Consider the following 25,890-nt stretch of genomic DNA (forward strand, 5'->3'; position numbering starts at 1 on the left):
GCTACCTCAGCGCGTAGACGTCATAGGTCGGACCGCTCGGCGGGCGCTGGCCGATGCCGACGGCGAGGATGCGGTTGAGCCAGGCCAGCGGCGCCGCGCCGGTCTCGAAGCGGATGGCGGTGCGGAAGTAGTACTCGGCCGGATCCACCGCCTCGCCCGCATTCAGCCGCGCCAGCACCTCGGGCGCCGCGGTGCGGATGCCGCTGTAGTGCATGAAGACGTGGTGGCCCTCGACGGACTTGATGGTCAGGCGCACATCCATATGCGCCGTGCCGTCCGGGTCGACGCGCAGCCAGTCGGCCGCCGTGCCGGGCAGGATCTCGCCGGTGAGGGCCGGCCCCTCGATGCGGCCGCCGGTGACGGGGACGACGCGGAGGTCGCCGCTGCGCGTGGCGCCGACGGGCTGCGGCGCGCCGACCGTGAGCGTTGCGCGGAAGAGGAATTCGGTGATGAGCGGCAAGGGGGTCATGGCCTTGCCCCTCAGCGCTGCCGCCAGGGAAGGCCCTCGGCCTTCCAGCCGGCGACCTGGCCGCGATGCCCCTCCTCGTCCGGCGGGCCCTCGAACCCGTCGGCCACGTTGAAGGCATGCGGGAAGCCGACCGTTTGCGCCGCCTGCCCGGCGGCGAGGCTGCGCACGCCGGAGCGGCAGATGAAGTGGAGCTTGTTCTCCGCCGTCAGCCCCGCCTTGCGCAGCTGCTCGGCGAAGGCGCCGTTCACCTGCATGGAGGGGTAGACCTGCCAGGGAATGAGCAGGAGCTGCTTGCCCGTCTCGGTGATGTCCGGCAGGCCGACGAAATTCCACTCGGCATCGGTGCGCACGTCGATGAGGACGGCGGCAGGGTCCTCAAGCAGCGCCTGCCAGGTGGCGCGGGGGTGGATATCGGGCACACCGGGCATGGCGGCGTCTCCTGGATTGGTCCAGGCCGGAGCATGGGCGGGTCCGGCGCGGAGGGCAATGCGGGCCGCCGGTTGACCGGCCCCGGGCCAGGCCCGACCATTCGGCGATGGACGCTCCGATCCGCCTCGGCATGCTCACCCCCTCCTCCAACACCGTGCTGGAGCCGGTGACGGCGGCGATGCTCGCCGGCCTGCCCGGGGTGACGGCGCATGTCGCCCGCATCCGGGTGGTGGCGATCGGGCTCGATGCCGGGTCCCGGGCGCAGTTCGACGCCGGGCCGATGCTGGAGGCGGCCGGGCTGCTGGCGGATGCCAGGGTGCAGGCGATCTGCTGGAACGGCACCTCCGGCGCCTGGCTCGGGCTGGAGCAGGATCGGGCGATCTGCGAGGCCATCACCCGGGCGACCGGCATCCCGGCGGTGACGGCGACGCTCGCGCTGATGGAGGCGCTGGCGCTGCTCGGTGCACGGCGCATCGGGCTCGTGACGCCCTATCTCGGCGCGGTGCAGCAGGCGATCGTCGCGCGCTGGGCTTCGGCCGGGCTCGAGGTGGTGGCGGAGCGGCACCTGGAGGATCCGGGCAATTTCAGCTTCGCCGAGCATCCGGAGGCGCTGGTCGCGCAGCTGGTGCGGGAGGTGGCCGCGGCGCGGCCGGAGGCGATCGCCATCCACTGCACCAATTTCCGCGGGGCCGGGGCGGTGGCGGCGCTGGAGGCTGAGACCGGCATCCCGGTGCTGGACAGCGTGGCCGTGGCGCTCTGGGGCAGCCTGCGCGCGGCAGGCCTGCGGACGGTGGGGCTTGCCGGATGGGGGCGGATCTTCCGTCTCGGCGACGCGGCCCGGGAAGACCGGCAGTCTCCCTCTTGGTCGCCGACGGGCTAAGGCCCGCCCGACTAGCCTGGGATCACGGCCAGCACGGATGGCATCCTGCTCGGCTGAGCAGCTTGCGGCCAAGGATGTTATAACATAACATCTCACCATGAGACGTTTCCTGGCGCTGCCCTTCGCCCTGCTCCTGCCCCTCCCCGTCCTGGCCCAGGAAGCGCCGATGGCGGAGCTGCCGGAGATGGTGGTGCAGGCCCAGCGCGCCGCCGCGGCCCGGCAGGGCATCCTCGCCCGCTTCGGCGCGCGGGAGGTGACGGTGGACCGCCAGACCATCGAGGGCCTGCCCGGCGGCGCGAACCAGCCGCTCAACCAGATCCTGCTGCAGACGCCGGGCGTGGTGCAGGACGGGCTCGGCGACATCCATGTCCGCGGCGAGCACCGCAACCTGCAATACCGGCTGAACGGCGTGCAGCTGCCGGAGGGCATCTCCGGCTTCGCCCAGGTCTTCGATGCGCGCTCGCTGCGCAGCGTGTCCGTCCTGACCGGCGCCCTGCCGGCGCAATTCGGCTTCCGCACCAATGCGGTGATCGACCTCGAGACGCGGACCGGCGCGCTCGACCCGGGCGGCAGCATCGGCGTCTATGGCGGGGCGCGCGGCACGATCCAGCCGCATGCGAGCTGGGCGGGGCTCGTCGGGCCGTGGGATGTCTTCGTCACCGGCAGCTTCCTGCGCAGCGACCAGGGCATCGACAACCCGACCAGCTCCTGGAGCGCCATCAACGGCACTACCCAGCAGACGCGCGGCTTGGCTTATGCGGCGCGGCAACTCGACGACACGACGCGTCTCTCGCTCATCGCAGGCACCTCGCTGAGCCGCTTCCGCATCCCGGTGACGCGGGGGCAGGAGCCGGCCTTCACCGCCTTCGGCGTCTCCGACTTCGACAGCGCCGACCTGCGCGCGCGGCAATGGGAGCGGAATTGGTACGGCATCGCCGCCCTGCAGAAGAGCTACGGCGATGTCGACCTGCAGATCGCGCCCTTCATCCGCTATTCCTCCATCCGCTACGTGCCGAGCACCGTCGGCGAGACGGTGTTCAACGGCAGCGCGGCGGATGTCTTCCGTGCCAGCACGGCGATGGGCGTGCAGGCGGATGCCGCCTGGCGCGTCGCGCCGGACCACACCATCCGCATCGGCCTCCAGGCGCAGGGCGAGCGGGCGCAGTTCCGCAGCACGACCACCGCCCTGCCGCTCGACGCGGATGGGGCACCGGTCGATGAGCCGCTCGGGATCGGCGACCGCTACGGGCGCACCGGCTGGCTCTATGGCGGCTACGTGCAGGACGAATGGCGGATCACGCCGCGCCTGACGCTGAATATCGGCGTCCGCTGGGACCAGATGGTGCAGTTCGTCGCCGCCGGCCAGGTCTCTCCGCGCGTCAACATGGTCTGGAGGCCGAACGAGACCACGACCATCCATGCCGGCTATGCGCGCACCTTCACCCCGCCGCAATTCGAGCTGGTTCAGGCCGGCTCCATCGCCCGATACGAGGGCACGACGGCGGCGCCCCTCAGCCTCGAGAATGGCCTCGCCCGGCCGGAGCGCGCCCATCGCTTCGATGTCGGCATCTCGCAGCGCATCGGGCCGCGGCTGACGGTCGGCGTCGATGCCTACTACAAATCCGTCCGCGACCTGCTGGATTTCGGCCAGTTCGGCGCGGCGCCGATCTTCACGCCCTTCAACTTCCGCCAGGGGCGGGTCTACGGCGTGGAGTTCTCCGGCAATTGGCGCGGCGACCGCTGGCTCGCCTATGCCAACCTGGCGTTGAGCCGCTCCGTCGGGCGCGACCTGCGCTCGGGGCAGTTCGCCATCGAGCCGGATGAGCTGGCCTATATCGCCGGCAAGTATGTGCGCACGGACCATGACCAGCTCGTCACCGGCTCGGCGGGCGCGATCTGGCATGCGTGGGAGGGCGGGCGGCTCTCCATTTCGATGCTCTATGGCAGCGGGCTGCGCCGCGGCTTCGCGGCGACGGAGAAGGTCGACCCTTACGCCACCTTCAACCTTGGCCTGAGCCAGGACTTCACCGGGCCGGATCGCGGGCGCTGGACGGCGCGGATCGACCTGATCAACGTCTTCGACTCGATCTACCAGCTGCGCGACGGCACCGGCATCGGCCTCGGCGCGCCGCAATACGGGACGCGGCGGGGCGTCTTCGCGGGGCTGAGCCGCAACTTCTAGCGGCAGCGGCGGGCGGGGGCTAGGCTTCCGCCCATGGCCGAGACCACGCAGCCGCCGCGACCGCCCCTCTGGCTGCTGGCCCTCATCACCCTCAGCGGCACGATGGCAATGCATATCTTCGTGCCCGCCCTGCCGGAGGCCGGGCGCGACCTCGGCGCGAGCGCCGGGGCGATGCAGCTCACGATCAGCCTCTACATCCTCGGCCTTGCCTTCGGGCAGCTCGCCTATGGGCCGCTGGCCGATGCGCTGGGGCGGCGGCCGGTGCTGATGGCGGGGCTCTCGCTCTATGCGCTGGCGGGGCTGGCGGCGGCGCTGGCGCCGAATGCCGGGGCGCTGGTCGTGGCGCGGCTGTTCCAGGCGCTCGGCGGCTGTGCCGGGCTGGTGCTCGGGCGGGCCATGGTACGCGACACGGCGGCGCCGGAGGAGGCGGTGCGCCGCCTCGCCCTGCTGACGCTGATGATGCTGGTCGGGCCCGGGCTGGCGCCGGTGCTGGGCGGCGCCTTGGCGGCGACGCTGGGCTGGCGGGCGATCTTCCTGCTGCTGGCGGCGATGGGGGCGCTCGGCATCGCGCTGTGCTGGCGGCTGCTGCCGGAGACGGCCGGCCAGGCCGGCCGCGTGACGCCGCGCCGGCTGGGGCGGGAATACCGGGCGCTGGCCGGCTCGCCCGCCTTCCTCGGGCTCGCCATCGGCGGGGGCTGCGCGACGACCTCCTTCTACGCCTTCGTCGCGGCGGCGCCCTTCATCCTGACCGGGGAGCTGCACCGGCCCCCGGAGGAGGTGGGGCTCTGCCTCGGCCTCATCATCCTCGGCATGGCGGGGGGCAACCTGATGACGGGGCGGCTGGCCGCGCGCTTCGGCACCGGGCGGCTGCTGCTCGGGGCGAATGCGGTGAGCGGCGCGGCGGCGCTCGGCTTCCTCGGCATGGTCCTGGCCGGGCGGCTCGGCCTCGTGCCGATGCTCGGGCTGATGCTGGTCTTCACCCTCGGCATCGGCATGGCGAGCCCGGCGGCGCTGGCGCGGGCGGTCAGCGTCAATCCGAAGGTGATCGGCTCCGCCTCCGGCCTCTACGGCTTCGCGCAGATGGGCGTGGGTGCGCTTTGCACGGCGCTGGCGGGGCTGGGTCACGACCCGGCGCTCGCCGCGTCGGCGGTGCTCGCCGGGGCGAGCCTCGTCGCGCAGCTCGCCTTCCGCCTGGCGCTGCGCCGCCTGCCGGCAGCCTAGGGCCCGCCGCAAGGCCACGCCCTGGCCGCCTGGAGCCGAATGGTCGCCCCGTTCCGTCGCGGCCGGCTTGCCGCGGCGCGGCCGGCGATCGGCATGCGCGCCGCTGCCCCCTTCCGCCGGGGGCGCCCCTGGCCTATCCGGCGGGGGCAAGGGAGGCGGCGATGCAGCGGAGGCAGGTATTGCAGGGGGCGGGGCTGGTCCTGGCGGGGCCGGCCCTGGCGCAGGGGAGCCGGGCGCGGACCTTGCGCTTCATGCCGCAGGCGGCGCCCGCCGCGCTCGACCCGATCTTCAACCCGACCACCATCGCCACGACGCATGGCTACTGCGTCTTCGACACGCTCTATGGCTGCGACAGCGCGCTCCGGCCGCGGCCGCAGATGGCGGCGGGGCATGCGGTCTCGGCCGATGGCCTCGCCTGGACCATCCGCCTGCGCGATGGCCTGCGCTTCCACGATGGCGAGCCGGTGCGGGCCAGGGACTGCATCGCCTCGCTCAGGCGCTGGGCGGTGCGCGACGGGTTCGGCCAGGTGCTGGCGGCGGCGGTGGCGGAGTGGGGCGCGCCGGATGACCGCACCCTGCTGATCCGGCTGCAGCGGCCCTTCCCGGCGCTGCTCGATGCGCTGGCCAAGCCGGCGGCGAGCCCCGCCTTCATCATGCCGGAGCGGCTGGCCTCGCTGCCGGCCGACAAGCCCATCACCGAGATGGTCGGCAGCGGGCCCTGGCGCTTCCTCGCCGAGGAGTTCAGCCAGGGCGCACGGGCGGCCTATGCGCGGAACGAGGCCTATGTCCCGCGCGACGAGCCGGCGGAAGCCGCCGCGGGCGGCAAGCGCGTCCATTTCGACCGGCTGGAGCTGGTCTGGATCCCGGATGGCGGCACGGCCGCGGCGGCGCTCCGGACGGGCGAGATCGACTGGGTCGAGTACCCGCTGCCCGACCTGGTGCCGGTGCTGGACCGGGCGGCGGGCGTTGTCACCCAAATTTACGACCCGAACGGCTTCCTCGGCTTCCTCCGCTTCAACCACCTGCATCCGCCCTTCCATGACGTGCGGGTACGGCGGGCGATCCGCGACGCGATGGCGCAGCCGGACTACATGGCCGCCGTGGCGCTGCCGGGCGACTGGCGGGCATGCCATGCCGTCTTCCCCTGCGGCCTGCCGCAGGTGCGGGAATTCGAGGCGTCGCCCGGCGGCGAGCCGGCGATGGAGCGGGCGCGGGCGGCGCTGCGCGAGGCCGGCTACCGGGGTGAGCGGCTGGTGCTCATCAACCCGAGCGACTTTCCCGCCGTCACCCAGCAGGGCCGCGTCACCGCCGACCTGATGCGGCGCCTCGGCGTCACGATCGAGCTGGTGGAGAGCGACTGGGCGACGATCATCGCCCGCCGCGCCAACAAGGCGCTGCCCGAGGCCGGCGGCTGGAGCCTGCACAACACCAATTTTCCGGCCGCCGCCATCGCCAACCCGGCGGTGAGTCCCATCATCCGCGGGCATGGCGAGCGAGCCTGGTTCGGCTGGCCGACGGATGCGACGAGCGAAGCCGCGGTGCAGCGCTGGATCGGCGCCGCCGATGCCGGGGCGCAAGCCGATGCCATGGCCGACCTCCAAAAAGCGGCCTGGGAGAGCGTGCCCTTCGCCCCGACCGGGCTGTTCCGCCTGCGCACCGCCTTCCGGCGGGAGCTGACGGGGGTGCTGCAGGGGCCGAACCCCTTCCTGTGGAACCTCAGGCGGGGGTGAGGCCGCTCAGCAGGGGTTGGGCAGCACCGCTAGCTCGCGCATCTGGCCGTTCACGCTGAAGTCGCCGAACTCCATCTTCAGCTCGTCGGCGATGCCGTTCTCGTAGTAGCGCAGCCCGACCTCGTAGTCGGGCGCGCTGGCGCCGCCGCCATTCTTGTCGGGCGTCCGGTCGAAGAAGGCGATGCGCATCCGCGCGCTGCCGAGCGGGGCCAGCGCCGGGAAGCGCTCATTCGGCTGCGGCTGCTGCCAGGCCTGGAGGACGCTGGTGGTGTCCTGCGCGCCATCGGCGCTGGTGCCGTCGAAGAGCGGGACGACCAGCAGCCGCTGCCCGGCGCGCGAGGCGGCGAGCGTGCGGATGGTGTGCAGCATTGGCAGCAGCGTCTCTGGCGGCAGCGCCACCTGCTTCGCCTCGGGGTCGACATAGCGGACCGTGCCGCCCTCCGCCGTCACCTCCGCCTCGCCCGAGACGCGCTGGGAGACGGCGCCCTGCGAGGTCTGGGTGAGGGAGAAGCGGATGCTCCGCCCATCCTTCGTCTCGTAGGTGGAGTAGTCGGAGGTCGTCTCCACCTCCGTCCCGTCCCGGTCGGTGATGGTGAGCTGGAAGCGCTGGCGCGTCGCCCAGCCGTCGCAGGCATCGACCACCTCGTAGAGCATGGCGCCCTCGGCCCGGGCGATGTCGGAATTCTCCCGCACCCGGTCAAGCGTGAGGCGATAGGCGGCGCGATGGCCAACCATCGCCTCCACCCCCGGCTCCGCGGCGACAGGCGCCACCCAGGCAGCGAGGAGAGCGGCGGCGAGCAGGGGGCGGCGCAGCGGCATCACTCTGTCCTTCAAGTCGAAGTCCCCATCTAGGACGCTTTGGGCGCGGCGGCAGCCCCCTTGGCGGGCGGCAGGTCGGGGCGGATGTGCAATTCCTTGAGCCTTGCCGGCTCCACGGCGGAAGGCGAGCCCATCATCAGCTCCTCCCCCTGCTGGTTCATGGGGAAGAGGTTGACCTCGCGCAGGTTCGGCTCCTCCGCCAGCAGCATGACGATGCGGTCGATGCCGGCCGCCATGCCGCCATGCGGCGGGGCGCCGTAGCGGAAGGCGTTCAGCATGCCGCCGAACCGTTCCTCCACCGCCTCGGGCGGATAGCCGGCGAGGCCGAAGGCGCGCACCATGATCTCCGCCTTGTGGTTGCGGATGGCGCCGGAGGCCATCTCGTAGCCGTTGCAGACGACGTCGTACTGGTAGGCCGGGATGGTTAGCGGGTCCTGGCTCTCGAGCGCCTGGATCTCGCCCTGCGGCATGGAGAAGGGGTTGTGGCTGAAGTCGACCTGGCCGGTCTCCTCGTTCAGCTCGTAGAAGGGGAAGTCGGTGATCCAGCAGAAGCGGAAGCCGGTCTTCTCGGAAAGGCCGAGGTCGTGGCCGAGCTTGAGCCGCGCCTGGCCGGCGAGCTTCGCGGCATCGGCCGGCTTGCCGGCGGCGAAGAAGACGGCATCGCCCGCCTTCAGGCCGCAGGCGGCGCGGATGGCCTCGGCGCGCTCCGCCTCCAGATTGCGGGCGATCGGGCCCTTCGCGCCATCGGCTTCGAAGGTGATGTAGCCGAGGCCGCCGGCGCCCTGCTCGCGGGCCCACGCGTTCATCCTGTCGAAGAAGCTGCGCGGGTTGGCGGCCGCCCCCGGCGCCGGGATGGCGCGGACCACGCCACCCGAGGCCGCGATCTTGGCGAAAAGGCCGAAGCCGGAGCCGGCGAACTGCTCCGTCACGTCGCGGATGACGAGCGGGTTGCGCAGGTCGGGCTTGTCGGAGCCGTAGTCGAGCATCGCCTGGGCGTAGGGGATGCGGATCCAGGGCCCGGCATCGACGTGGCGGCCCTCGGCGAAGCGCTCGAAGGTGCCGCGGATCACCGGCTCCATCGTGGTGAACACGTCCTCCTGCGTGACGAAGCTCATCTCGACGTCGAGCTGGTAGAACATGAGGGTTCTGTCGGCGCGGCCGGCCTCGTCGCGGAAGCAGGGGGCGATCTGGAAGTAGCGGTCGAAGCCGGCGACCATCGTCAGCTGCTTGTACTGCTGCGGCGCCTGCGGCAGGGCGTAGAACTTGCCGGGATGGAGCCGCGCCGGGACGAGGAAGTCGCGCGCGCCCTCGGGCGAGCTCACCGTCAGGATCGGCGTCTGGAATTCGTTGAAGCCGGCGGCGATCATCCGCTCGCGGATGTCTTGGATGATATGCGCGCGGAGGATCATGTTCCGCTGCAGCCGCTCCCGCCGCAGGTCGAGGAAGCGGTAGCGCAGCCGCATCTCCTCCGGATAGTCCTGCTCGGCCGCGATCTGGAAGGGCAGCACCTCGGCCGTCGACTGCACCGTGAGCTCGCGGACGCGCAGCTCGATCTCGCCGGTCGGCAGCTTGGCGTTGACCGTGCCGGGCTCACGGTTCACCACCTCGCCGGTGACGGTGACGACGCTCTCCGGCCGCAGCCGGTCCGCCGCCTCGAAGACGGGCGAGCCTTGGGCGACCACGCATTGGGTGAGGCCGTAATGGTCGCGCAGGTCGATGAAGAGCAGGCCGCCATGGTCGCGCTTGCGGTGCACCCAGCCGGAGAGGCGAGCCGTGTTGCCGGCATCGGTGGCGCGCAGGGCGCCGCAGCTATGGGTGCGGTAGGCGTGCATGGGGGGTCTGGACCTGCGCTGGCAATCGGAGCGCCCGTAAGAGGGGGCCGGGGCGGGTCCTGTCAAGCGCGCATGGCTTTCCCCCATCCCTTCCCCGGGGGCCCGGGCAGGGCTAGAAGCCTGGGATGAGCCGCCGTTCCGCCGAAACCGAGACCGTTCCCGCCCTCGTCACCACCTCCGAGGCCGTCGCCGCCCTGTGCGAACGGCTGCGGCAGGAAAGCTTCGTCACGGTCGATACGGAGTTCATGCGGGAACGCACCTATTGGCCGGAGCTCTGCGTCGTGCAGCTCGGCGGGGCGCGGGAGACGGCGGTGGTCGACGCCCTCGCCCCCGACCTCGACCTGGCGCCGCTCGGCGCGCTGCTGTCGGATCCCGCCGTGGTCAAGGTCTTCCACGCCGCCCGGCAGGACGTCGAGATCTTCCTGCTGAAATTCGATGCGGTGCCGGCCCCGCTCTTCGACACCCAGGTAGCGGCCATGGTGGCCGGCTTCGGCGACCAGGTGAGCTACGACCAGCTCTGCCGCTCGCTCGCCAATGCGCAGATCGACAAGGCGCACCGCTTCAGCGACTGGTCGGTGCGGCCGCTCTCGCCGGCCCAGGTCGCCTATGCCGCGGCCGACGTCACCCATCTCCGCCGCATCTATGTCGCCCTCCGGGACCGGCTGGAGCGCGAGGGGCGGCTCGACTGGGTGGGCGAGGAGATGGCGGTGCTGACCCGGCCGGAGACCTATCGCGTCGATCCTGAGACGGCCTGGGAGCGGCTCCGCCCCCGCACCGGCAACCGGCGCTATCTCGGCCTGCTGCAGGCCGCCGCCGCCTGGCGGGAGCGCGAGGCGCAGCGCATCAACATCCCCCGCCAACGCCTGGTGAAGGACGAGACGCTGCTGGAGCTCGCGGCGACCGCGCCGGAGACGGCGGCCGACCTCACCCGGGCGCGCGGCATCTCGGAGGGTTTCGCCAAGGGGCGGAGCGGCGCCGGGCTGCTGGCCGCGATCAAGGCGGCGAAGGGCCTGCCCGATTCGGCCATGCCCGAGGCGCCGCGCGACCGCGGCGGCCCCTCACCCTCCCCGGCACTGGTCGCGCTGCTGAAGGTGCTGCTGGCCGCCAAGGCGGAGGAGCACCATGTCGCGCCGCGGCTGCTGGCCAATAGCGAGGATCTCGACCGGCTGGCGACCGAGGCGGAGCCGGACCTCCCGGCGCTGCATGGCTGGCGGCGGGAGGTCTTCGGCGAGGCGGCCCTCGCCCTGAAGGCGGGCAGGCTGGCCGTCGGCGTCGAGGGGCGCCGGATCAAGCTGATCGCGGCCGGCTGACGCTCAGGCGCCGCCGCGGTTCACCCCGCCGCTCGGCGCGCCGGTGCCGAGGCTGCCGAGCCCGGCGCCCGGCCGGGGGCCGCCTGAATCGTCGCCGGAAGCGATGCCATGACCGCCGCTGCCGACGCCGGAGGGCTGGGGGAATTGCGGCTCCATCGGTGCCGCCGGCTTCGGCCGGTCGCCGGCCTTCTCCTTGGCCATCATCCGTCTCCTCGATGGGAGGCTGCTCAACGCGCCAGGCCTTCCTCGGTGCCCTCGAAGCCGAGCGCGCGGAGCTGCGCGACGCTCTCCTCCGCCGAGACATGGTGGATGAAGCGCCCGCCCTTCCGCTCCCACCCGTCCCGCGCCGAGGCGCGGTCGTCCACCAGCACATGGCCGGGGCCGGACCAGTGCGGCTTCTCATGGCTCATGCAGGTGATGACGGGAACATGCGCGCCGAGCACCCGCGCCACCCAGCGCCGCTTCTGCTCCGGCGCCCAGGCGCCGCGCGGCAGGCCGGTGAGGATGGTGGGCCGCAGCGGGGCGCAGAAGCGCCACAGCGCCTCGGCATCCTGCATCATCTCCAGCGTCTCGAAGAAGCGCGGCGCCTTGGCGAGGGCGGCCCACATGGTCTTGAGCGGCAGCGCCTCCGGCCGCTGGCCGGTCACCGCCTGCACGCCGCGGTCGAAATCGGCCAGCACGCCATCAAGGTCGAGATAGAGCACGGCGCTACCGGCGGCAGGCCCCGGCGGCGAGGCGGACGCAATCGGCGAAGACCTCGAGCTCATCGAAGGCGCGGTCCACCCCATCCGCCGGCAGCACGATCGGGTGGCCGCCGCCCTGCAGCACGGCGCCGGGGACCATCAGGTTGTCGGGCAGGCCGAAGCCCTCGACCATCAGCCCGGGCATCGGGTCCGGCACGGCGGCGAGCTGGTGGCGGCTGCGCTCGGCGAAGGGCGTCGCCGTGTTGGAATAGGCGAAGATCGGCTTGCCCCGGCCGAGGAACCAGCCGAGCTCCACCAGCGTCCCCGCATCGGCCGAGGGCCCGCGGAAGGGCGTGAGGTTGGCGATGACGATGTCGCATTCCTCCATCATCGCCACGTCCTTCTCGTAGATGACGCGCCAGAGCCGGTCCTCCGGCAGGGTCCGCAGCGTCTCGACATCCTCGTTCAGCGGCGGCCGGCCGGTGATTCCGTGCTGCGCGCAGATCGCGACCTTGCGGGCGGCATGGGCGATGGCGTCGGGGAGGAAGACGTCCGGACCGGCGAGATAGGCGGTGATGCTCATGCGCCGGCAGTCAACAGGAGCCGGCGGCGCCTGTCATCAGGGGATGATCTCCAGCAGCCAGGCGACGCCGACCAGGGCCAGCGCCCAGGCCAGCACGGCGCTGCCGAACAGCATCCGCGCGTTGCGGGCGGCGCCCTGCTCCAGCAGGCGCTGCAGGACCTCGCCCAGGCTCACCCGGGCAGGACGCACGGGTCGCAGCGCCGCCCGGGGTCGGGCCAGTTGCCAGGCATTGGGATTGGGGCGGAGCGCCTGGCGGGGCCCCGTCCTCCGTTGCTCGAGAATGTCCTGCACGGATCGACCATGACGTCGTTGCGCCACAGAGTTTGTGCGGCGCAAACGTTCCGTTCCAATCACTGGCCCGTGCATCGCGGATCGGTGCAATGGCGTGGCGAACCCGGCGCCCGAAGCGGGGTTGAGGCGGCAAGGCCAGGGAACCCATCATGAGCGACGACGACCGCGATCACCGCATCCGCCAGCGCGCCTACCTCCTTTGGCTCGGCGACGGCCGGCCGGATGGCAAGGCGGAGGAGCACTGGCGCCAGGCCGTCGCCGCCGAGCAGGACCGTGCGGCCGACGAGGCGGGCCGGGAGAGCTTCCCCGCCAGCGACCCGCCGGCGCAGGGCGGCATCACCGGGGCCGGCGGCCCGGCTTGACGCCGCGTCCCTCCCGCCGCTGCAATGGCAGCGGGGAGGACCTTCCATGCGCTGGACCATCGGCCAGGCCACCGTCACCAAGCTGGTCGAGCTTGAGTCGACCGGCGGCAGCCGTTTCCTGCTGCCCCAGGCGACGCCGGAGGAGGTCCGCCGGATTCCCTGGCTGGTGCCCGACTTCGCCGACGAGGCGGGGCGGTTGCGCCTCAGCATCCATGCGCTGGTGGTGGAGGCGCCGGGGCGGCGCATCCTGGTCGATACCTGCCTCGGCAATGACAAGCAGGGGCGGAAGATCCCGCACTGGAACGCCAGGCAAGGCCGCTTTCTCGAGGAGATGGCGGAGGCCGGCTTCCCGCCGGAGAGCATCGACACGGTCCTTTGCACCCATCTCCATGTCGACCATGTCGGCTGGAACACGCGGCTCGTGGACGGGCGCTGGGTGCCGAGCTTCCCGAACGCGCGCTACCTCTTCGGCCGGCGGGAGTTCGAGCACTGGTCGGGCGGCGCCGGCGACGAGGCCCAGGCCGCGGTCTTCGCCGATTCCGTCCGGCCGATCGTCGAGGCGGGGCTGCACGAGCTGGTGGAGGCCGACCACCGGCTCTGCCCCGAGGTGCGGCTGGTGCCGAGCTTCGGCCATACGCCGGGGCATGTGAGCGTCGCCATCGAGTCCGAGGGCGAGCGGGGCTTCATCACCGGCGACATCGCCCACCACCCCTGCCAGCTCGCCCATCCGCACTGGAACTCGACCGCCGATGCCGACCCGGAAGCGGCGGAGGCGACGCGGCGGGCGGTCTTCGACGGCCTCGCCGGCACGCCGGTGCTGGTCATCGGCACGCATTTCGCCGGGCGCACGGCCGGGCGGGTTGTCCGCGAGGCGGAGGGGCTCCGGATGCTGATGTGCTGGTGAGCGTCGAAAGCCGCGCCTCCTGGGTCATCGCCGTCACGGCGGTCGTCATCCTCTCCATCTCCTTCGGGGCGCCGCTGCTGGTGGTGGTGGCGCTGCGGCCGATCGCCGCCGATCTCGGCGATGCGCGGTCGATCCCGGCGCTGGCCTCCTCGCTTGCCTATTTGGGCGCGGGGGCGGGCGGCATCCTGATGGGGTGGGTCGCCGGGCGGACCTCGACGCGGCTGATCACCATGGTCGGCGGGGCGATGGTCTTTGCCGGGCTGGCGCTGGCCTCGGGCGGGGCGGCCTGGCAGCTGGTGCTCGGCTTCGGGCTGCTGGTCGGGCTGCTCGGCAACGGCGCGCTCTTCCCGCCGATGATGACCTATGTCTCGCTCTGGTTCGACCGGCGGCGGGGGACGGCGCTGGCGCTGGTCGCCTCCGGGCAATATGTGGCGGGCGCCCTCTGGCCGGCGCTGCTCGAGCGGCTGATCGCCGCCCATGGCTGGCAGCGGGTGATGCTGGGCTACGGGGTCTTCGCCGCCGCCACCATCCTGCCGCTGGCGGCGCTGGTGCTGCGGCCGGCGCCGCAGCCGCTGCCCGGGACCGCGGCGGAGGCCGGGCCGGTCGCCGGGGCGAGGGTGCTCGGCCTGCCGCCGAACCTGGCGCTCGGGCTGCTGGCCCTGGCCTCCTTTCTCTGCTGCATCCCGATGGCGATGCCGGCGGCGCATCTCGTCGCCTTCTGCGGCGACCTCGGCATCAGCGCGCAGCAGGGGGCGTGGATGCTCTCCGTGCTGCTGACGGCGGCCTTCCTGGCGCGGCAATTCTGGGGCTGGGTCGCCGACCGGATCGGCGGGCTGAACACGCTGCTCGCCGGCAACCTCTGCCAGACGCTGGGGATGGCAGCCTTCCTCACCACCCAGGACGAGGCCGGGCTGTTCCTCGTCGCCGCCGGCTACGGCCTCGGCTTCAGCGGGATCGTGCCGGCCTATGTGCTGGCGGTGCGGGAGCTCTTCCCGGTGAGCGAGGCGGCCTGGCGGGTGCCGGTACTGCTCTTCCTCAGCCTCTCCGGCATGGCGGCGGGGGCCTGGCTGGCAGGGGCGCTCTATGACGGCTTCGGCTTCTACGCCATCGCCTGGGAGGTCGGGATCGCCTGCAACCTGGCGGCGCTCGCCCTGCTCGGCGGGCTGGCGCTGCGGCGGCGGCGGGCGCCCCTCCTCAGCCCCGGATGATCTTCCGCAGATTGGCCCGCACCCGGCGATGCGAGGGGGCGATGGCGGCGGCCATCACCGCCTCGGCCCCGGCGCCAGAGAGCACGGCCTGGCCGGCGGCGAAGGCGCCGGTGGTGAAGGCCTTCTGCTTCTCCAGCACATAGCCGGTGAGGCGGGCCTGCGCCTCGGCCGGCTCGGCCCAGAGCTGGGCGCTGCGGAGCGTGAAGACGAAGGCGGTCTGCCAGGCGAAGGCCGCGGCGGTGAAGGGGTTCATGGCCGCGGCCCGCCCGCTCAAAGCGCGGCCAGGACGGCGTCGGCCGTGCTCACCTCGAAGGCGCCCGGCGCCTCGACGGCAACATGCGTCACCTTGCCGTCCCTGGCGATGAGGGCGAAGCGCTGGCTGCGGACGCCCAGGCCCCGCGCGGTCAGGTCCAGCTCCAGCCCGAGCTTCTTGGTGAAGTCGGCGCTGCCGTCGGCGATCATCACCACCTTGTCGCCGACGCCCTGGTCCTTGCCCCAGGCGGCCATGACGAAGGCGTCGTTCACCGCCATGCAGGCGACGACGTCGGCGCCCTTGGCGCGCAGAGCGTCATACTGGGTGACGAAGCCGGGCAGGTGCTTGGCCGAGCAGGTGGGCGTGAAGGCGCCGGGGACGCCGAACAGCACCACGGTCTTGCCGCCGAACAGCTCCTCCGTCGAGGTCTCCTTCGGGCCCTCGGCCGTGCCCTGCATCAGCTTCGCCGCGGGGATGCTGTCGCCAACCTGGATGGTCATGGGGGGTCCTCATATCCGTTCGCCCATCCTCTAATCGCTTCGCTGGCCGCTGTCACCGCATGGCATGGCCGAGCGGCAGCGGCTTCACCATTGCGCAGGGCCGGGGCGCGGGGCGGCGGCCCGGCTTGCGTGGCCCGGCAGGGCTCGCCATCTTGAGCGCATGGCCAAACGCCCACGCACCCGACCGACCGCCCAGGCCAGCCACGAGGAAGGCTATCTGAGCGGCCAGATCCTGGTCGCCATGCCGAACATGCAGGACCCGCGCTTCGCCGGCACCGTCATCTGCCTCTGCGCCCACTCGCCCGAGGGCGCGATGGGCATCATCGTCAACAAGCCGATTGAGGGTATGTCCTTCGACGAGCTGCTGAAGCAATTGGAGCTGGAGCCGGTGCCGCCGCAGCGGCGCATCGCCCTGATCCAGGGCGGGCCGGTCGAGGGCGGCCGCGGCTTCGTGCTGCACACCAAGGACTGGACCAGCGACGCCTCCCTCCCCGTCGCCGAGGACCTGGCGCTGACCGCCAGCGTCGACATCCTGAAGGCGATCGCCGGCGGCGGCGGGCCGCGCAGCGGCATCCTGGCGCTCGGCTATGCCGGCTGGGGGCCGGGGCAGCTGGAGGACGAGATCCAGGCCAATTCCTGGCTCTCGGTCGACCCGGACGAGGCGCTGCTCTTCGGCGAGGGGCATGACGGCAAGTGGCGGCAGGCGATGGCCAAGCTGCGGGTCGATCCGCTGCTGCTCTCGGGCGCCGCGGGCCATGCGTGATTTCCTCACGACGCCGCTGCGCGGCGCCGCGGGGGCCCCGGGTTCGCCTTTCGTCTGAGGCTTCGGCACGCCCGCCGCGGCAGAGCCGCGCCAGGGCACGGGATCTCAGCCCTTCAGCCGCCGCGCCGCCCGCAGCGCCCAGAGCGTCGCCAGGGCCGAGACCAGCATCCAGAAGCCGGTGGCGAGGCCGTGGCCCGTCTCGGTCAGGCCGCAGAGCACCGTCATCAGTGCCCCGCACCCCATCTGCGCCGCGCCGATGAAGCCTGAGGCGGTGCCGGCCAGGTTGGGCCGCACGCTGATGGCCGAGGCGATGGCATTCGGCTGGGTCATGCCGTTGCCGAAGGCGGCGACGGCCATCGGCAGGAAGACCAGCGCGATATGCCCCGGCGCCAGCAGCGGCAGCGCCACCGCGAGCGCCCCGCCCGCCAGCATCACCGCCGTGCCGAGCGCCATCATCCGCCCCATGCCGACCCGCCCCGTCAGCCGCGCCGCGGTGAAGGTGCCGGAGCTCCAGGCGAAGGGCGTCGTCATCATCGCCACCGCATAGGCCGTCGAGCTGTAGCCGAGCCCTTTGATGACGGTCAGCGGCGCCCCGCCGGCGAAGGCGAAGAACATCCCCGTAGCGAAGGCGGTGAGGCCGCAATAGGCGCGGAAGGCCGGCAGCCGCAGCAGCGCCGCATAAGCGCCGAGCATCCCGGCCAGGCCCGGCAGCGGCGCCGGCTCGGCCAGCGTTTCCGGCAGGCGGAGGCGGATGGCGGCCAGCAGCGGCAGGCCGAAGACCAGGCAGGCGAGCATGCTGGCCCGCCAGCCGAACTGGGTCTCGAGCAGGCTGCCGAGCAACGGGCCGATCATCGGCGCGATCGCCATGGCGGAGCTGACGATGCCGAGGCGGCTCGCCGCCTCCTCGCGCGGATAGGCGTCGCGGATCATGGCGCGGCCGAGGACGAGCCCGGCGCAGCCGCCGACGGCCTGCACCACGCGGGCCAGGATCAGCGCATGGATGGAGGGCGCCAGCGCCGCGCCGAGGCTGCCGAGGCAGTAGAGCACCAGCCCGGCCAGCAGCAGTGGCTTCCGCCCATAACGGTCCGACAGCGGGCCATAGACGAGCTGCGCCCCCGCCACCCCGGCCAGGTAAAGCGTCAGGGTGAGCTGGGCGAGGCCGTAGCTGGAGGCCAGCGCCTCGGCCAGGGCCGGCAGGCTCGGGATGAGGATCTGCATGGTGAAAGGGCCGAGGCCCGTCATCGCCACCAGCAGCACCATGGACGGGACCGGCCGCCGGGGCGGGGCTATGGCGGCGGAGAGGTCGCCCTCTGGGATGTCACGCGGGCTCACCCGTTTCTTCTAGGCCCGGCCGGTGCCGCTGCCCAGGGCGATGGACGGTCAATTACAGGCCGGCAACTGGTCTGCACGCTTCAGCCTTCGCCCGGCCCGGCCTCCGGCGATGGCGCCAGCGCCCGGGCCAGCTCCCGCGCCGCCCAGCGGAGGCTGCCCGGCTCATGCCCGGAGAAGCCGAGCATCAGCGCCTGGATCGGCGGCGCGGCGAGGAACATCGGGCTCACCGGCCGGGCGATGATGCCGCGGCGGGCGGCGGCCTCGGCCACCGCCTGGTCGGCGAGGCCGGGGCGGAGGCGGGCGAGGAGCTTCATCCCCTGGTCCGGCACCTCGACCTCGAGCGTGCCGGCCAGGTGCTCGCGCAGCGCCGCCACCAGCGCATCCCGCGCGCCGCGATAGTGCTGGCGCATCCGCCGCAGATGCTGGGCGAAATGCCCCTCCTCGATGAAGTCGGTGACGACGCCTTCCTGCAGCGCCGCCGGGTGCCAGTCGCTCAGCAGCCGGGCGGAGCGCACGCCCTCCAGCAGCGCCGGCGGCAGCACGGCATAGCCGAGCCGCAGCCCGGGGAAGAGCACCTTGCTGAAGGTGCCGACATAGATGACGCGCCCCGCCGCATCGATGCCCTGGAGCGAGGCCAGCGGCCGGCCGGCATAGCGGAACTCGCTGTCGTAGTCGTCCTCCAGCAGCCAGGCGCCGGCGCGGTGCGCCCAGGCCAGCAGCTCCATCCGCCGCGCCATGGAGAGCACCACGCCGAGCGGGTATTGCGAGGAGGGCGTGACATAGGCGAGCCGCGCCTCGGGCGCCGCGGCGATCCCGGCCGCGACGTCCATCCCCTGCGCATCGACCGGCACCGGGACGATCCGCGCCCCGGCCGCGGCGAGCGCCGCGCGCACCGCCGGATAGCCCGGATCCTCGAACCAGGCGGCATCGCCCGGGCGGAGCAGCACGCGGAGCACCAGGTCGATCGCCTGCTGCGCACCGGCCGTCACCACCACCTGCTCCGGCTCGCAGCGCACCGCCCGCGCCGCGCGGAGGTAGCGGGTGATGGCGCCGCGCAGGGCCACCGAGCCGCTCGGGTCGGCATAGCCGAGCAGGGCCGGGTCGGGCCGCGCGAGGCGCCGGGCGGTCAGGCTGCGCCAAACCTGGAGCGTGCGGTCGTCCAGCGTGCAGCGGCCGGTGTTGAAGGGTGCGGCGCCATAGAGCCCGGCATGGGGCACGACCGGCGGCGACGGAGGCGCGGCCGGGGGCGGCAGGTCCAGCGGCTCCGGCAGGTCGCGGGAGACGAAGCTGCCAGCGCCGACCCTGCCCTCGATGAAGCCCTCGGCCAGCAGCTGCTCATAAGCCGCCACCACCGAGTTGCGGGCAATGCCGAGCCGTGCCGCCAGCGCCCGGGTCGGCGGCAGCCGCCCGCCCGCCGGGATAGCGCCGGAGAGGATCGCCCGGCGCAGCCCGAGATAGACCTGGCGCAGCACCGGCACCGGGCCCGTTCGGTCGATCGGGAGCAGCAGCAAATCGGCTTCCATGGCAATTGGACCAGCCCTACGGGTCGATATTGGTCCTCACGGGGGACCAATCAGACCTGTCATATGCATCCATCGACCCGTGCGAAAGAAGCCCGATGCCCGACACCGCCTATCCCGTCACGCCCCGCAACCGGGTGAAGCGCCTGCATGAGCGCGGCCGCTACGACCACGAGACGGTGCATGCCATCCTCGACGCCGCGATGCTCTGCCACATCGCCTACATCATCGACGGCCAGCCCTATTGCACGCCGACCGCCTTCTGGCGCGAGGGTACGCATCTCTACTGGCACGGCTCCTCGGCCAGCCGGATGCTGCGCACCCAGAAGCCGGGCATCCCGGTCTGCCTGACGGTCACCCACCTCGACAGCCTCGTCCTCGCCCGCTGCGGCTTCAACCATTCGGTCGACTACCGCTCGGCCATGTGCTTCGGCACGGCGCATATTGTGGACGACCTCGACGAGAAGGCGAAGGCGCTCGATGTCATGATCGACCGCTTCTATCCCGGCCGGAATGCCGAGCTTCGCCCCAGCACCACGCAGGAGCTGAAGGCCACCATGGTCATCGGCATGGAGATCGAGGAGGCGAGCGGGAAGATCCGCGCCAAGGGCGTCGGTGACGAGGAGGAGGACTATGCCCTTCCGATCTATGCCGCCCGCTTCCCGGTGACGCAGGTGATCGGCGCCGCGGAGCCCTGCCCGCGGATGCCGGCGGGCGTCCCCTACCCGCCCGGTTTGGCAGGTTTCACCTCCGGTCGTAGGCTCGACGAGATCATGACCGAGAGCTACCGGACGACCTATGGCGCAGGACAGCAAACCGACTGATCTGGCAACCGCCTCGGCGGTGGCGATGGCGGCGATGGTGCGCGAGCGGCGCGCCTCACCGGTCGAGATCACCGAGGCGGTGCTCAGTCGGATTGCGGCCAAGGAGCCCGCGCTCAACGCCTTCGTGGCCCTCGATGCCGAGGGCGCTCGCGCCGCGGCCCGGGAGGCGGAGGCGGCCGTCATGCGCGGCGGGGTGCTCGGGCCGCTGCATGGCGTGCCGGTCAGCATCAAGGACGTCCAGGCGGTGGCCGGCCTGCCGACGCGGCGCGGCTCCCGCCTCTCCGACCCCGCCCCCGCCGCGGCCGATGCGCCGCTGGTGGCGCGGCTGCGGGCGGCGGGCGCCATCATCCTCGGCAAGACGGCGACGACCGAGCAGGGCTGGACCGCGGTCAGCCACAACCCGCTGAGCGGGGCGACGCACAACCCCTGGCAGCACGGGATGACGGCCGGCGGCTCCTCCTCCGGCGCCGCGGCGCTGGCGGGCGCCGGCTGCGGGCCGCTGCATCTCGGGACGGATGGGGCAGGCTCCATTCGCCTGCCGGCGCATTTCTGCGGCGTGGTGGGGTTCAAGCCGAGCTATGGCCGCGTGCCCTATGTGCCGGTGCCGAACAACGGCGCCCTCTCCCATGCCGGGCCGCTGGCCCGCAGCGTCGCGGATGCGGCGCTGATGTTCTCCGTCATGGCCGGGCCGCATGCGCTCGACCACACGACGCTGCCGGACCGCTTCCCGCCCGAGCCGGAGCCGGGCGGGCTGCAGGGGCTGCGCATCGCCTGGAGCCCCGATCTCGGCCATGCCCGGGTCGACCCGGAGGTCGCGGCGCTGGCCGCCGAGGCGGCGCGGGCGCTGGAGGCCGGCGGCGCCCTGGTCGAGGAGGTGACGCCGCCCTGGGGCCCGGAGGGGCCGGCGCTGGAGCGCGACATCTGGGGCGCGGCGATGCGGCCCTTCCTCGCCGCCGACAGCAAGGCCGCCGGCGCGATGGACCCGGGCCTCGTCGCCTGCACCGAGGCCTATCGGGGCCTCTCCTTCGCCGAGGCGCATGCGGCACAGACCCGGCGCTTCGCCTATGCCGGCCGGGTCAATGCCTGGTTCGAGGAGGCGGGCTTCGACCTGCTGGCGACGCCGGCCGCCTCGGTCGCCGCCTTCCCGGTCGGGCTGCAGCGGCCGCCGCACTGGCCGGCGCATGACTGGGACTGGCTGGTCTGGGCGGAATTCTCCTATCCCTTCGACCTGTCGCACGGGCCGGCCATCTCCCTTCCCTGCGGCGTGACCGAGGCCGGGCTGCCGGTCGGGCTGCAGCTCGCCGGGCCGCGGCTCAGGGATGCGCTGGTGCTGCGGGCGGGGGCGGGCTTCCTGGCCACACGGCCCTTCGACATCCGGCCGGCCCGGTAGCTCACGCGAACGCGCGCGGGTCTGGCCCCGAATTCATCCAGCCGCGAATACCTGCAACGCCGGCGGTGGTTAGCTGGCCGCCTGGATCAGCAAGACACCGCGCGCCGACGCGGAGCCTCGCCGGGAGGTACTGACCATGTCCGACGCCACGCCCAAGCGCCGTCGCGCCCTGCTGGCCACCGCCATCCTCGGGGCGCTCGCCCTGGCCGGCGGCGGTGCCCTCCTCCTCACCGGGCGGGAGACGGCACAGGCCCAAGGGCAAGCCGCGTCGCCGGCCGCGCCGCCGCCCGGCGTGCCCGTGCAGCTCGCGGGCGTCACCCCGGCCGACCTGCCGGTGACGCTGGAGGGGCTCGGCAACGTGCAGGCCTTCAACACCGTCACCCTCCGCGCCCGGGTCGACGGGCAGCTCGAGCAGGTGCTCTTCACCGAGGGGCAGGCGGTGCGCGTCGGCGACGTGCTGGCCCGCATCGACCCACGGCCCTACCAGGCGGCGCTCGACCAGGCGATCGCCAAGAAGGCGACCGACCAGGCGCTGCTGGACAACGCCCTGCTCGACCTCAAGCGCTACAGCGACCTGGCGCAGAGCAGCTTCGCCTCGCGCCAGCAGGTGGACACGGCGCGGGCGCAGGTGGCGCAGTACCAGGCGCAGGTGCAGGGCGACCAGGCCCAGATCGACAGCGCCCGGACCCAGCTCGGCTACACCACCATCACCTCGCCGATCGACGGCGTCACCGGCATCCGCCTCATCGACCAGGGCAACATCGTCCATGCGAGCGATGCGGGCGGCATCGTGGTGCTGACCCAGGTGCAGCCGATCAACGTCATCTTCACCCTCCCCGCCGCCCAGCTGCCCGACATCCGGGAGGCGATGCGGGGCGGGGCGCTCACCGTCCGCGCCCTCGACCGCGACCGGCCGCAGCCGCTCGCCGAGGGCAAGCTCGCCCTCATCGACAACCAGATCGACCAGGCGACCGGTTCGGTGAAGTTGAAGGCGGTGTTCGACAACAAGGACGCCGCGCTCTGGCCCGGCCAGTTCGTCACCGCCCAGCTGCTGCTGCGCGTGGAGCAGGGCGTCCCCACCCTGCCCTCCTCCGCCATCCAGCGCGGGCCGGAGGGCTCCTTCGTCTATGTGGTGAAGCCGGACCGGACCGTCGCCGCCCAGCCGGTGGAGGTGCGGCGCTACGCGCAAGGGCGCGCCGTGCTGGCCGTGCCCCTGCCCGAGGGCACGCAGGTGGTGGCCACCGGCCAGTCGCGCCTCGCCCCCGGCACGCGCATCGCGGCGGGGAGCTGAGCGATGGCCCTCTCGACCCCCTTCATCCAGCGGCCGGTCGCCACGACCCTGCTGATGGCGGCGCTGCTCTTCGCCGGCCTCGTCGCCTATCCGCTGCTGCCCGTGGCGCCGCTGCCGCAGGTCGACTTCCCCACCATCCAGGTGACGACCCAGCAGCCCGGCGCGAGCCCCGAGACCATCGCCGCCACCGTCACCGCGCCGCTCGAGCGGCAATTCGCGCAAATCCCCGGCGTCTCGCTGCTGAGCTCGGTCAGCACCCTCGGCGTCAGCTCGGTGACGGTGCAGTTCGACCTCTCGCGCAACATCGACGCGGCGGCGCAGGACATCCAGACGGCGGTCAATGCCGCGGGCGGCCAGCTGCCGAGGACGCTGCCGGCGCCGCCCAACATCCGCAAGGTGAACCCGGCGGACTCGCCGATCATGGTGATCGCCGTGCGGTCCGACACGCTGCCGCTGACCGAGGTGGACGACCAGGCGGAGAACATCCTCGCCCAGCATATCAGCCAGATCCGCGGCGTGGCCCAGGTCTCGATCAGCGGGCAGCAGAAGCCGGCCGTGCGCATCCAGATCGACCCCGAGAAGGTGGCCTCGCTCGGCCTCTCGCTCGAGGACCTGCGCAGCGCCATCGTCAACCTCTCGACCCAGAGCCCGAAGGGCACGGTGGACGGGCCGCAGCGCTCCTTCACCCTCTACGACAACGACCAGCTGACCGAGGCGGCGCCCTGGAACGACGCCATCCTCGCCTATCACGACGGCGCGCCGGTGCGGGTGCGCGACATCGGCCGCGCCGTCGACGGGCCGGAGAACATGCGCCTCCATGCCTGGGCGAACGGCAAGCCGGCCATCCTGCTCGTCGTCTTCAAGCAACCGGGCGCCAATGTCATCGAGACGGTGGACAGCATCAGCCGGGAGCTGCCGAACCTGCGCGCCGCCCTGCCGCGCGGCATCGAGGTCTCGGTCCTGCAGGACCGGACGCAGACCATCCGCGCCTCGGTCGCCGACGTGCAGTTCACCCTGCTGCTGACCATATGCCTGGTCGTCGCGGTGATCTTCGTCTTCCTCCGCAACCTCTGGGCGACCGTGATCTCGGCGGTGACGGTGCCGCTCTCGCTGCTGGCGACGCTCGGCGGGATGTACCTGCTGGGCTACAGCCTCGACAACCTCTCGCTCATGGCGCTCTCCATCGCGGTCGGCTTCGTCGTCGACGATGCGATCGTGATGCTGGAGAACGTCATCCGCCACCTCGAGATGGGTAAGTCGCCGATGCGCGCGGCGATCGACGGCGCCGGGGAGATCGGCTTCACCATCCTCTCCATCAGCTTCTCGCTCATCGCGGTCTTCATCCCGCTCTTCCTGATGTCGGGCCTCGTCGGGCGGCTGTTCCGGGAGTTCGCCGTCACCATCAGCCTGACCATCCTCGTCTCGGCCTTCGTCTCGCTGACCCTGACGCCGATGATGGCGGCGCGGGTGCTGCGGAGCGAGGAGCAGCAGCGGCACGGCCGGCTGTACCGCTTGGTCGAGGGCGGCTTCGAGGCGCTGGTCGCCGGCTACCGGCGCACCCTCGACGTCGCGCTGCGCTTCCACCGCGTCACCTTCCTCGTCTTCCTCGGCACGCTGGCGCTGACCGGCTGGCTCGTCGTCACCATCCCGAAGGGCTTCTTCCCGCAGCAGGATACCGGCCTCCTCATCGGCACGGTGCAGACGGGGCCGGACGTCTCCTATGACGAGATGGCGAAGCGGACGCAGGATGCGGCCGCCGTCATCCTGCGCGACCCGGATGTGGAGAGCCTCGGCGTCTCGGTCGGCGCCGTCGGCGGGCTGACGCAGAACCAGGCGCGCATGTTCGTCACGCTGAAGCCGCGCGACCAGCGGCAGGCGGGCGCCGGCGAGGTCATCGCGCGCCTCAGGCCGCAGCTCGGCCGGCTCGAGGGCACGGTGACGCTGCTGCAGGCGGCGCAGGACATCAATATCGGCGGCCGGCCGACCTCGACCCAGTACCAGTACACGCTGCAGGATGCCGACCTCGCCGAGCTCAACACCTGGGCGCCCAAGATCTACGAGCGCATGCGCCAGCTGCCGGAGCTGCGCGACGTGGCGACCGACCGGCAGGATGGCGGCACCACCGTCACCCTCGAGATCAACCGCGACGAGGCGGCGCGCTACGGCATCCAGCCGCAGCTGATCGACGACACGCTCTACGACGCCTTCGGCCAGCGCCAGGTGGCGCAGTATTTCACCCAGGTGAATGCCTACCACGTGATCCTCGAGGTGCTGCCGGAGCGGCAGATGAGCCCAGCGGCGCTCGACCAGATCCGCATCCGCTCGCCGCTGACCGGGCAGCCGGTGGCGCTCTCGGCCTTCGCCCGCTGGTCGACGGTGCCGGTCTCGCCGCTCTCGGTCGCGCATCAGGGGCAGTTCCCCGCCGTGACGATCAGCTTCAACCTGCCGGCGGGGACGGCGCTCGGCCAGGCGACGGCCGCCGTCGAGGCGGCGCAGCGGGAGATGGGCGCGCCGCCGACGCTGACCGGCGCCTTCCAGGGCAGCGCCCAGGCCTTCCAGGACTCGCTCGCCAGCGAGCCCTGGCTGATCGCCGCGGCGCTGGTCGTCATCTACATCATCCTTGGCATGCTCTATGAGAGCTTCATCCACCCCGTCACCATCCTCTCGACCCTGCCCTCGGCCGGGCTCGGCGCGCTGCTGACGCTGCGGCTGGCGGGGATGGATTTCAGCATCGTCGCGCTGATCGGGCTGATCCTGCTGATTGGCATCGTGAAGAAGAACGGCATCCTGCTCGTCGACTTCGCCGTGCATGCCGAGCGCAACGAGGGCCGCTCCCCGCATGACGCCATCCGCGAGGCCTGCCTGCTGCGCTTCCGCCCGATCCTGATGACGACCATGGCGGCGCTGCTCGGCGGCCTGCCGCTGATGCTGGGCTCGGGGACGGGCTCCGAGATCCGCCAGCCGCTCGGCTACGCCATGGTGGGCGGGCTCGCGGTCAGCCAGGTGCTGACGCTCTACACCACGCCGGTCGTCTACCTCACCATGGGCCGGCTCGGCGGGATGTTCCGGCGGCGGGGAGGGCGGCCGGTGCCGGAGGGGGCACCGGCGGAGTAG

The 25,890-nt window shown here is 72.4% G+C and carries 25 protein-coding genes; 13 read left to right on the forward strand and 12 right to left on the reverse strand.

What is annotated here, in order from left to right; genetic code table 11:
- Position 1: 1 nt before the first annotated feature.
- Together AC5JJ1_RS14920 and AC5JJ1_RS14925 are read right to left on the reverse strand one after the other, a co-directional pair.
- The gene (locus AC5JJ1_RS14920; RefSeq protein WP_495785889.1) at positions 2 to 469 is read right to left on the reverse strand and encodes a DUF3237 domain-containing protein; all 468 of its coding nucleotides are present in this window, start codon (positions 467 to 469) and stop codon (positions 2 to 4) included.
- A gap of 11 nt (positions 470 to 480) precedes the next feature.
- Positions 481 to 897 carry a rhodanese-like domain-containing protein gene (locus AC5JJ1_RS14925; protein ID WP_495785890.1) on the reverse strand — a complete coding sequence of 139 codons (417 nt, stop codon included), beginning with the start codon at positions 895 to 897 and terminating at the stop codon, positions 481 to 483.
- A gap of 107 nt (positions 898 to 1,004) precedes the next feature.
- Here AC5JJ1_RS14925 and AC5JJ1_RS14930 point away from each other — a divergent pair, with 107 nt between their 5' ends.
- The 4 genes from AC5JJ1_RS14930 (at position 1,005) to AC5JJ1_RS14945 (ending at position 6,911) form a co-directional block, all read left to right on the forward strand.
- Entirely contained in the window at positions 1,005 to 1,778 is a 774-nt protein-coding gene (locus AC5JJ1_RS14930) for a maleate cis-trans isomerase family protein (RefSeq protein WP_495785891.1), read from the forward strand.
- 97 nt (positions 1,779 to 1,875) lie between these two features.
- Complete coding sequence (locus AC5JJ1_RS14935; RefSeq protein WP_495785892.1) at positions 1,876 to 3,960, forward strand: TonB-dependent receptor; 2,085 nt, start codon at positions 1,876 to 1,878, stop codon at positions 3,958 to 3,960.
- A gap of 33 nt (positions 3,961 to 3,993) precedes the next feature.
- Positions 3,994 to 5,181 (forward strand): multidrug effflux MFS transporter, encoded by a 1,188-nt coding sequence (locus AC5JJ1_RS14940; RefSeq protein WP_495785893.1) that lies wholly within the window; start codon positions 3,994 to 3,996, stop codon positions 5,179 to 5,181.
- Between the two features lie 161 nt (positions 5,182 to 5,342).
- Positions 5,343 to 6,911, forward strand: a complete 1,569-nt coding sequence (locus tag AC5JJ1_RS14945; RefSeq protein WP_495785894.1) for an ABC transporter substrate-binding protein — start codon at positions 5,343 to 5,345, stop codon at positions 6,909 to 6,911.
- Positions 6,912 to 6,917: 6 nt separating this feature from the next.
- Here the strand turns inward: AC5JJ1_RS14945 and AC5JJ1_RS14950 are convergent, their stop codons facing one another.
- Positions 6,918 to 7,730, reverse strand: coding sequence for an EipB family protein (locus AC5JJ1_RS14950; RefSeq protein ID WP_495785895.1), 813 nt, complete (start codon positions 7,728 to 7,730; stop codon positions 6,918 to 6,920).
- A 29-nt stretch (positions 7,731 to 7,759) separates the two neighbouring features.
- The gene (gene aspS, locus AC5JJ1_RS14955) at positions 7,760 to 9,562 is read right to left on the reverse strand and encodes an aspartate--tRNA ligase (RefSeq protein WP_495785896.1); all 1,803 of its coding nucleotides are present in this window, start codon (positions 9,560 to 9,562) and stop codon (positions 7,760 to 7,762) included.
- A 125-nt stretch (positions 9,563 to 9,687) separates the two neighbouring features.
- Between aspS and rnd the strand changes: the two genes are divergently transcribed.
- Positions 9,688 to 10,872: a ribonuclease D gene (gene rnd / locus AC5JJ1_RS14960; RefSeq protein ID WP_495785897.1), complete on the forward strand. Its 1,185-nt coding sequence runs from the start codon at positions 9,688 to 9,690 to the stop codon at positions 10,870 to 10,872.
- Between the two features lie 3 nt (positions 10,873 to 10,875).
- On the opposite strand, the gene AC5JJ1_RS14965 is transcribed toward rnd, so the two are convergent.
- The 4 genes from AC5JJ1_RS14965 to AC5JJ1_RS14980 are packed head-to-tail and all read right to left on the reverse strand — an operon-like array spanning position 10,876 to position 12,429.
- On the reverse strand, positions 10,876 to 11,076 hold the full coding sequence (locus AC5JJ1_RS14965; RefSeq protein WP_495785898.1) for a hypothetical protein: 201 nt from the start codon (positions 11,074 to 11,076) through the stop codon (positions 10,876 to 10,878).
- Positions 11,077 to 11,099: 23 nt separating this feature from the next.
- Positions 11,100 to 11,576, reverse strand: coding sequence for a hypothetical protein (locus tag AC5JJ1_RS14970; RefSeq protein WP_495785899.1), 477 nt, complete (start codon positions 11,574 to 11,576; stop codon positions 11,100 to 11,102).
- A 4-nt stretch (positions 11,577 to 11,580) separates the two neighbouring features.
- Positions 11,581 to 12,138 (reverse strand): nucleoside 2-deoxyribosyltransferase, encoded by a 558-nt coding sequence (locus tag AC5JJ1_RS14975; RefSeq protein WP_495785900.1) that lies wholly within the window; start codon positions 12,136 to 12,138, stop codon positions 11,581 to 11,583.
- 36 nt (positions 12,139 to 12,174) lie between these two features.
- Positions 12,175 to 12,429, reverse strand: coding sequence for a hypothetical protein (locus tag AC5JJ1_RS14980; RefSeq protein WP_495785901.1), 255 nt, complete (start codon positions 12,427 to 12,429; stop codon positions 12,175 to 12,177).
- 149 nt (positions 12,430 to 12,578) lie between these two features.
- Here AC5JJ1_RS14980 and AC5JJ1_RS14985 point away from each other — a divergent pair, with 149 nt between their 5' ends.
- Genes AC5JJ1_RS14985 through AC5JJ1_RS14995 form a run of 3 tightly spaced genes read left to right on the forward strand, consistent with a single transcriptional unit; the run spans position 12,579 to position 14,903 of the window.
- Positions 12,579 to 12,791, forward strand: coding sequence for a DUF2934 domain-containing protein (locus AC5JJ1_RS14985; protein ID WP_495785902.1), 213 nt, complete (start codon positions 12,579 to 12,581; stop codon positions 12,789 to 12,791).
- A 46-nt stretch (positions 12,792 to 12,837) separates the two neighbouring features.
- Positions 12,838 to 13,695, forward strand: a complete 858-nt coding sequence (locus tag AC5JJ1_RS14990; protein WP_495785903.1) for an MBL fold metallo-hydrolase — start codon at positions 12,838 to 12,840, stop codon at positions 13,693 to 13,695.
- Entirely contained in the window at positions 13,692 to 14,903 is a 1,212-nt protein-coding gene (locus tag AC5JJ1_RS14995; RefSeq protein ID WP_495785904.1) for an MFS transporter, read from the forward strand. Before AC5JJ1_RS14990 ends, AC5JJ1_RS14995 begins: the two co-directional genes overlap by 4 nt.
- Here the strand turns inward: AC5JJ1_RS14995 and AC5JJ1_RS15000 are convergent.
- Both AC5JJ1_RS15000 and AC5JJ1_RS15005 read right to left on the reverse strand, forming a co-directional pair.
- Positions 14,890 to 15,156, reverse strand: coding sequence for a hypothetical protein (locus AC5JJ1_RS15000; RefSeq protein ID WP_495785905.1), 267 nt, complete (start codon positions 15,154 to 15,156; stop codon positions 14,890 to 14,892). The two genes, AC5JJ1_RS14995 and AC5JJ1_RS15000, sit on opposite strands and share 14 nt — an antisense overlap.
- Before the next feature lie 17 nt (positions 15,157 to 15,173).
- Positions 15,174 to 15,656, reverse strand: a complete 483-nt coding sequence (locus tag AC5JJ1_RS15005; protein ID WP_495785906.1) for a peroxiredoxin — start codon at positions 15,654 to 15,656, stop codon at positions 15,174 to 15,176.
- A gap of 160 nt (positions 15,657 to 15,816) precedes the next feature.
- On the opposite strand from AC5JJ1_RS15005, the gene AC5JJ1_RS15010 reads away from it, so the two are divergent.
- Positions 15,817 to 16,419: a YqgE/AlgH family protein gene (locus tag AC5JJ1_RS15010; protein ID WP_495785907.1), complete on the forward strand. Its 603-nt coding sequence runs from the start codon at positions 15,817 to 15,819 to the stop codon at positions 16,417 to 16,419.
- Positions 16,420 to 16,524: 105 nt separating this feature from the next.
- On the opposite strand, the gene AC5JJ1_RS15015 is transcribed toward AC5JJ1_RS15010, so the two are convergent.
- Positions 16,525 to 17,751 (reverse strand): multidrug effflux MFS transporter, encoded by a 1,227-nt coding sequence (locus tag AC5JJ1_RS15015; RefSeq protein ID WP_495785908.1) that lies wholly within the window; start codon positions 17,749 to 17,751, stop codon positions 16,525 to 16,527.
- Positions 17,752 to 17,831: 80 nt separating this feature from the next.
- Positions 17,832 to 19,274 (reverse strand): MocR-like pyridoxine biosynthesis transcription factor PdxR, encoded by a 1,443-nt coding sequence (pdxR, locus tag AC5JJ1_RS15020; protein WP_495785909.1) that lies wholly within the window; start codon positions 19,272 to 19,274, stop codon positions 17,832 to 17,834.
- A 95-nt stretch (positions 19,275 to 19,369) separates the two neighbouring features.
- Between pdxR and AC5JJ1_RS15025 the strand changes: the two genes are divergently transcribed.
- The 4 genes from AC5JJ1_RS15025 to AC5JJ1_RS15040 all read left to right on the forward strand — a co-directional run bounded on the left by AC5JJ1_RS15025 (position 19,370) and on the right by AC5JJ1_RS15040 (position 25,890).
- Positions 19,370 to 20,095: a pyridoxamine 5'-phosphate oxidase family protein gene (locus AC5JJ1_RS15025; RefSeq protein ID WP_495785910.1), complete on the forward strand. Its 726-nt coding sequence runs from the start codon at positions 19,370 to 19,372 to the stop codon at positions 20,093 to 20,095.
- The gene (locus AC5JJ1_RS15030; RefSeq protein WP_495785911.1) at positions 20,070 to 21,485 is read left to right on the forward strand and encodes an amidase family protein; all 1,416 of its coding nucleotides are present in this window, start codon (positions 20,070 to 20,072) and stop codon (positions 21,483 to 21,485) included. Before AC5JJ1_RS15025 ends, AC5JJ1_RS15030 begins: the two co-directional genes overlap by 26 nt.
- 136 nt (positions 21,486 to 21,621) lie before the next feature.
- Positions 21,622 to 22,776 (forward strand): efflux RND transporter periplasmic adaptor subunit, encoded by a 1,155-nt coding sequence (locus AC5JJ1_RS15035; RefSeq protein WP_495785912.1) that lies wholly within the window; start codon positions 21,622 to 21,624, stop codon positions 22,774 to 22,776.
- Between the two features lie 3 nt (positions 22,777 to 22,779).
- Complete coding sequence (locus AC5JJ1_RS15040) at positions 22,780 to 25,890, forward strand: efflux RND transporter permease subunit (protein ID WP_495785913.1); 3,111 nt, start codon at positions 22,780 to 22,782, stop codon at positions 25,888 to 25,890.

It is taken from the genome of Belnapia sp. (genome assembly GCF_059504005.1).

Coding starts and splice junctions, on each gene's coding strand:
- AC5JJ1_RS14940 (WP_495785893.1), top strand. CDS start 3,994: ATGGCCGAGACCACGCAGCCGCCGCGACCGCCCCTCTGGCTGCTGGCC.
- AC5JJ1_RS14920 (WP_495785889.1), bottom strand. CDS start 469: ATGACCCCCTTGCCGCTCATCACCGAATTCCTCTTCCGCGCAACGCTC.
- AC5JJ1_RS14930 (WP_495785891.1), top strand. CDS start 1,005: ATGGACGCTCCGATCCGCCTCGGCATGCTCACCCCCTCCTCCAACACC.
- AC5JJ1_RS15035 (WP_495785912.1), top strand. CDS start 21,622: ATGTCCGACGCCACGCCCAAGCGCCGTCGCGCCCTGCTGGCCACCGCC.
- AC5JJ1_RS14950 (WP_495785895.1), bottom strand. CDS start 7,730: ATGCCGCTGCGCCGCCCCCTGCTCGCCGCCGCTCTCCTCGCTGCCTGG.
- AC5JJ1_RS15010 (WP_495785907.1), top strand. CDS start 15,817: ATGGCCAAACGCCCACGCACCCGACCGACCGCCCAGGCCAGCCACGAG.
- AC5JJ1_RS14965 (WP_495785898.1), bottom strand. CDS start 11,076: ATGATGGCCAAGGAGAAGGCCGGCGACCGGCCGAAGCCGGCGGCACCG.
- aspS (WP_495785896.1), bottom strand. CDS start 9,562: ATGCACGCCTACCGCACCCATAGCTGCGGCGCCCTGCGCGCCACCGAT.
- AC5JJ1_RS14925 (WP_495785890.1), bottom strand. CDS start 897: ATGCCCGGTGTGCCCGATATCCACCCCCGCGCCACCTGGCAGGCGCTG.
- AC5JJ1_RS15025 (WP_495785910.1), top strand. CDS start 19,370: ATGCCCGACACCGCCTATCCCGTCACGCCCCGCAACCGGGTGAAGCGC.
- pdxR (WP_495785909.1), bottom strand. CDS start 19,274: ATGGAAGCCGATTTGCTGCTGCTCCCGATCGACCGAACGGGCCCGGTG.
- AC5JJ1_RS14985 (WP_495785902.1), top strand. CDS start 12,579: ATGAGCGACGACGACCGCGATCACCGCATCCGCCAGCGCGCCTACCTC.
- AC5JJ1_RS15040 (WP_495785913.1), top strand. CDS start 22,780: ATGGCCCTCTCGACCCCCTTCATCCAGCGGCCGGTCGCCACGACCCTG.
- AC5JJ1_RS14975 (WP_495785900.1), bottom strand. CDS start 12,138: ATGAGCATCACCGCCTATCTCGCCGGTCCGGACGTCTTCCTCCCCGAC.
- AC5JJ1_RS14945 (WP_495785894.1), top strand. CDS start 5,343: ATGCAGCGGAGGCAGGTATTGCAGGGGGCGGGGCTGGTCCTGGCGGGG.
- AC5JJ1_RS14990 (WP_495785903.1), top strand. CDS start 12,838: ATGCGCTGGACCATCGGCCAGGCCACCGTCACCAAGCTGGTCGAGCTT.
- AC5JJ1_RS14935 (WP_495785892.1), top strand. CDS start 1,876: ATGAGACGTTTCCTGGCGCTGCCCTTCGCCCTGCTCCTGCCCCTCCCC.
- AC5JJ1_RS15000 (WP_495785905.1), bottom strand. CDS start 15,156: ATGAACCCCTTCACCGCCGCGGCCTTCGCCTGGCAGACCGCCTTCGTC.
- AC5JJ1_RS15030 (WP_495785911.1), top strand. CDS start 20,070: ATGGCGCAGGACAGCAAACCGACTGATCTGGCAACCGCCTCGGCGGTG.
- AC5JJ1_RS15005 (WP_495785906.1), bottom strand. CDS start 15,656: ATGACCATCCAGGTTGGCGACAGCATCCCCGCGGCGAAGCTGATGCAG.
- rnd (WP_495785897.1), top strand. CDS start 9,688: ATGAGCCGCCGTTCCGCCGAAACCGAGACCGTTCCCGCCCTCGTCACC.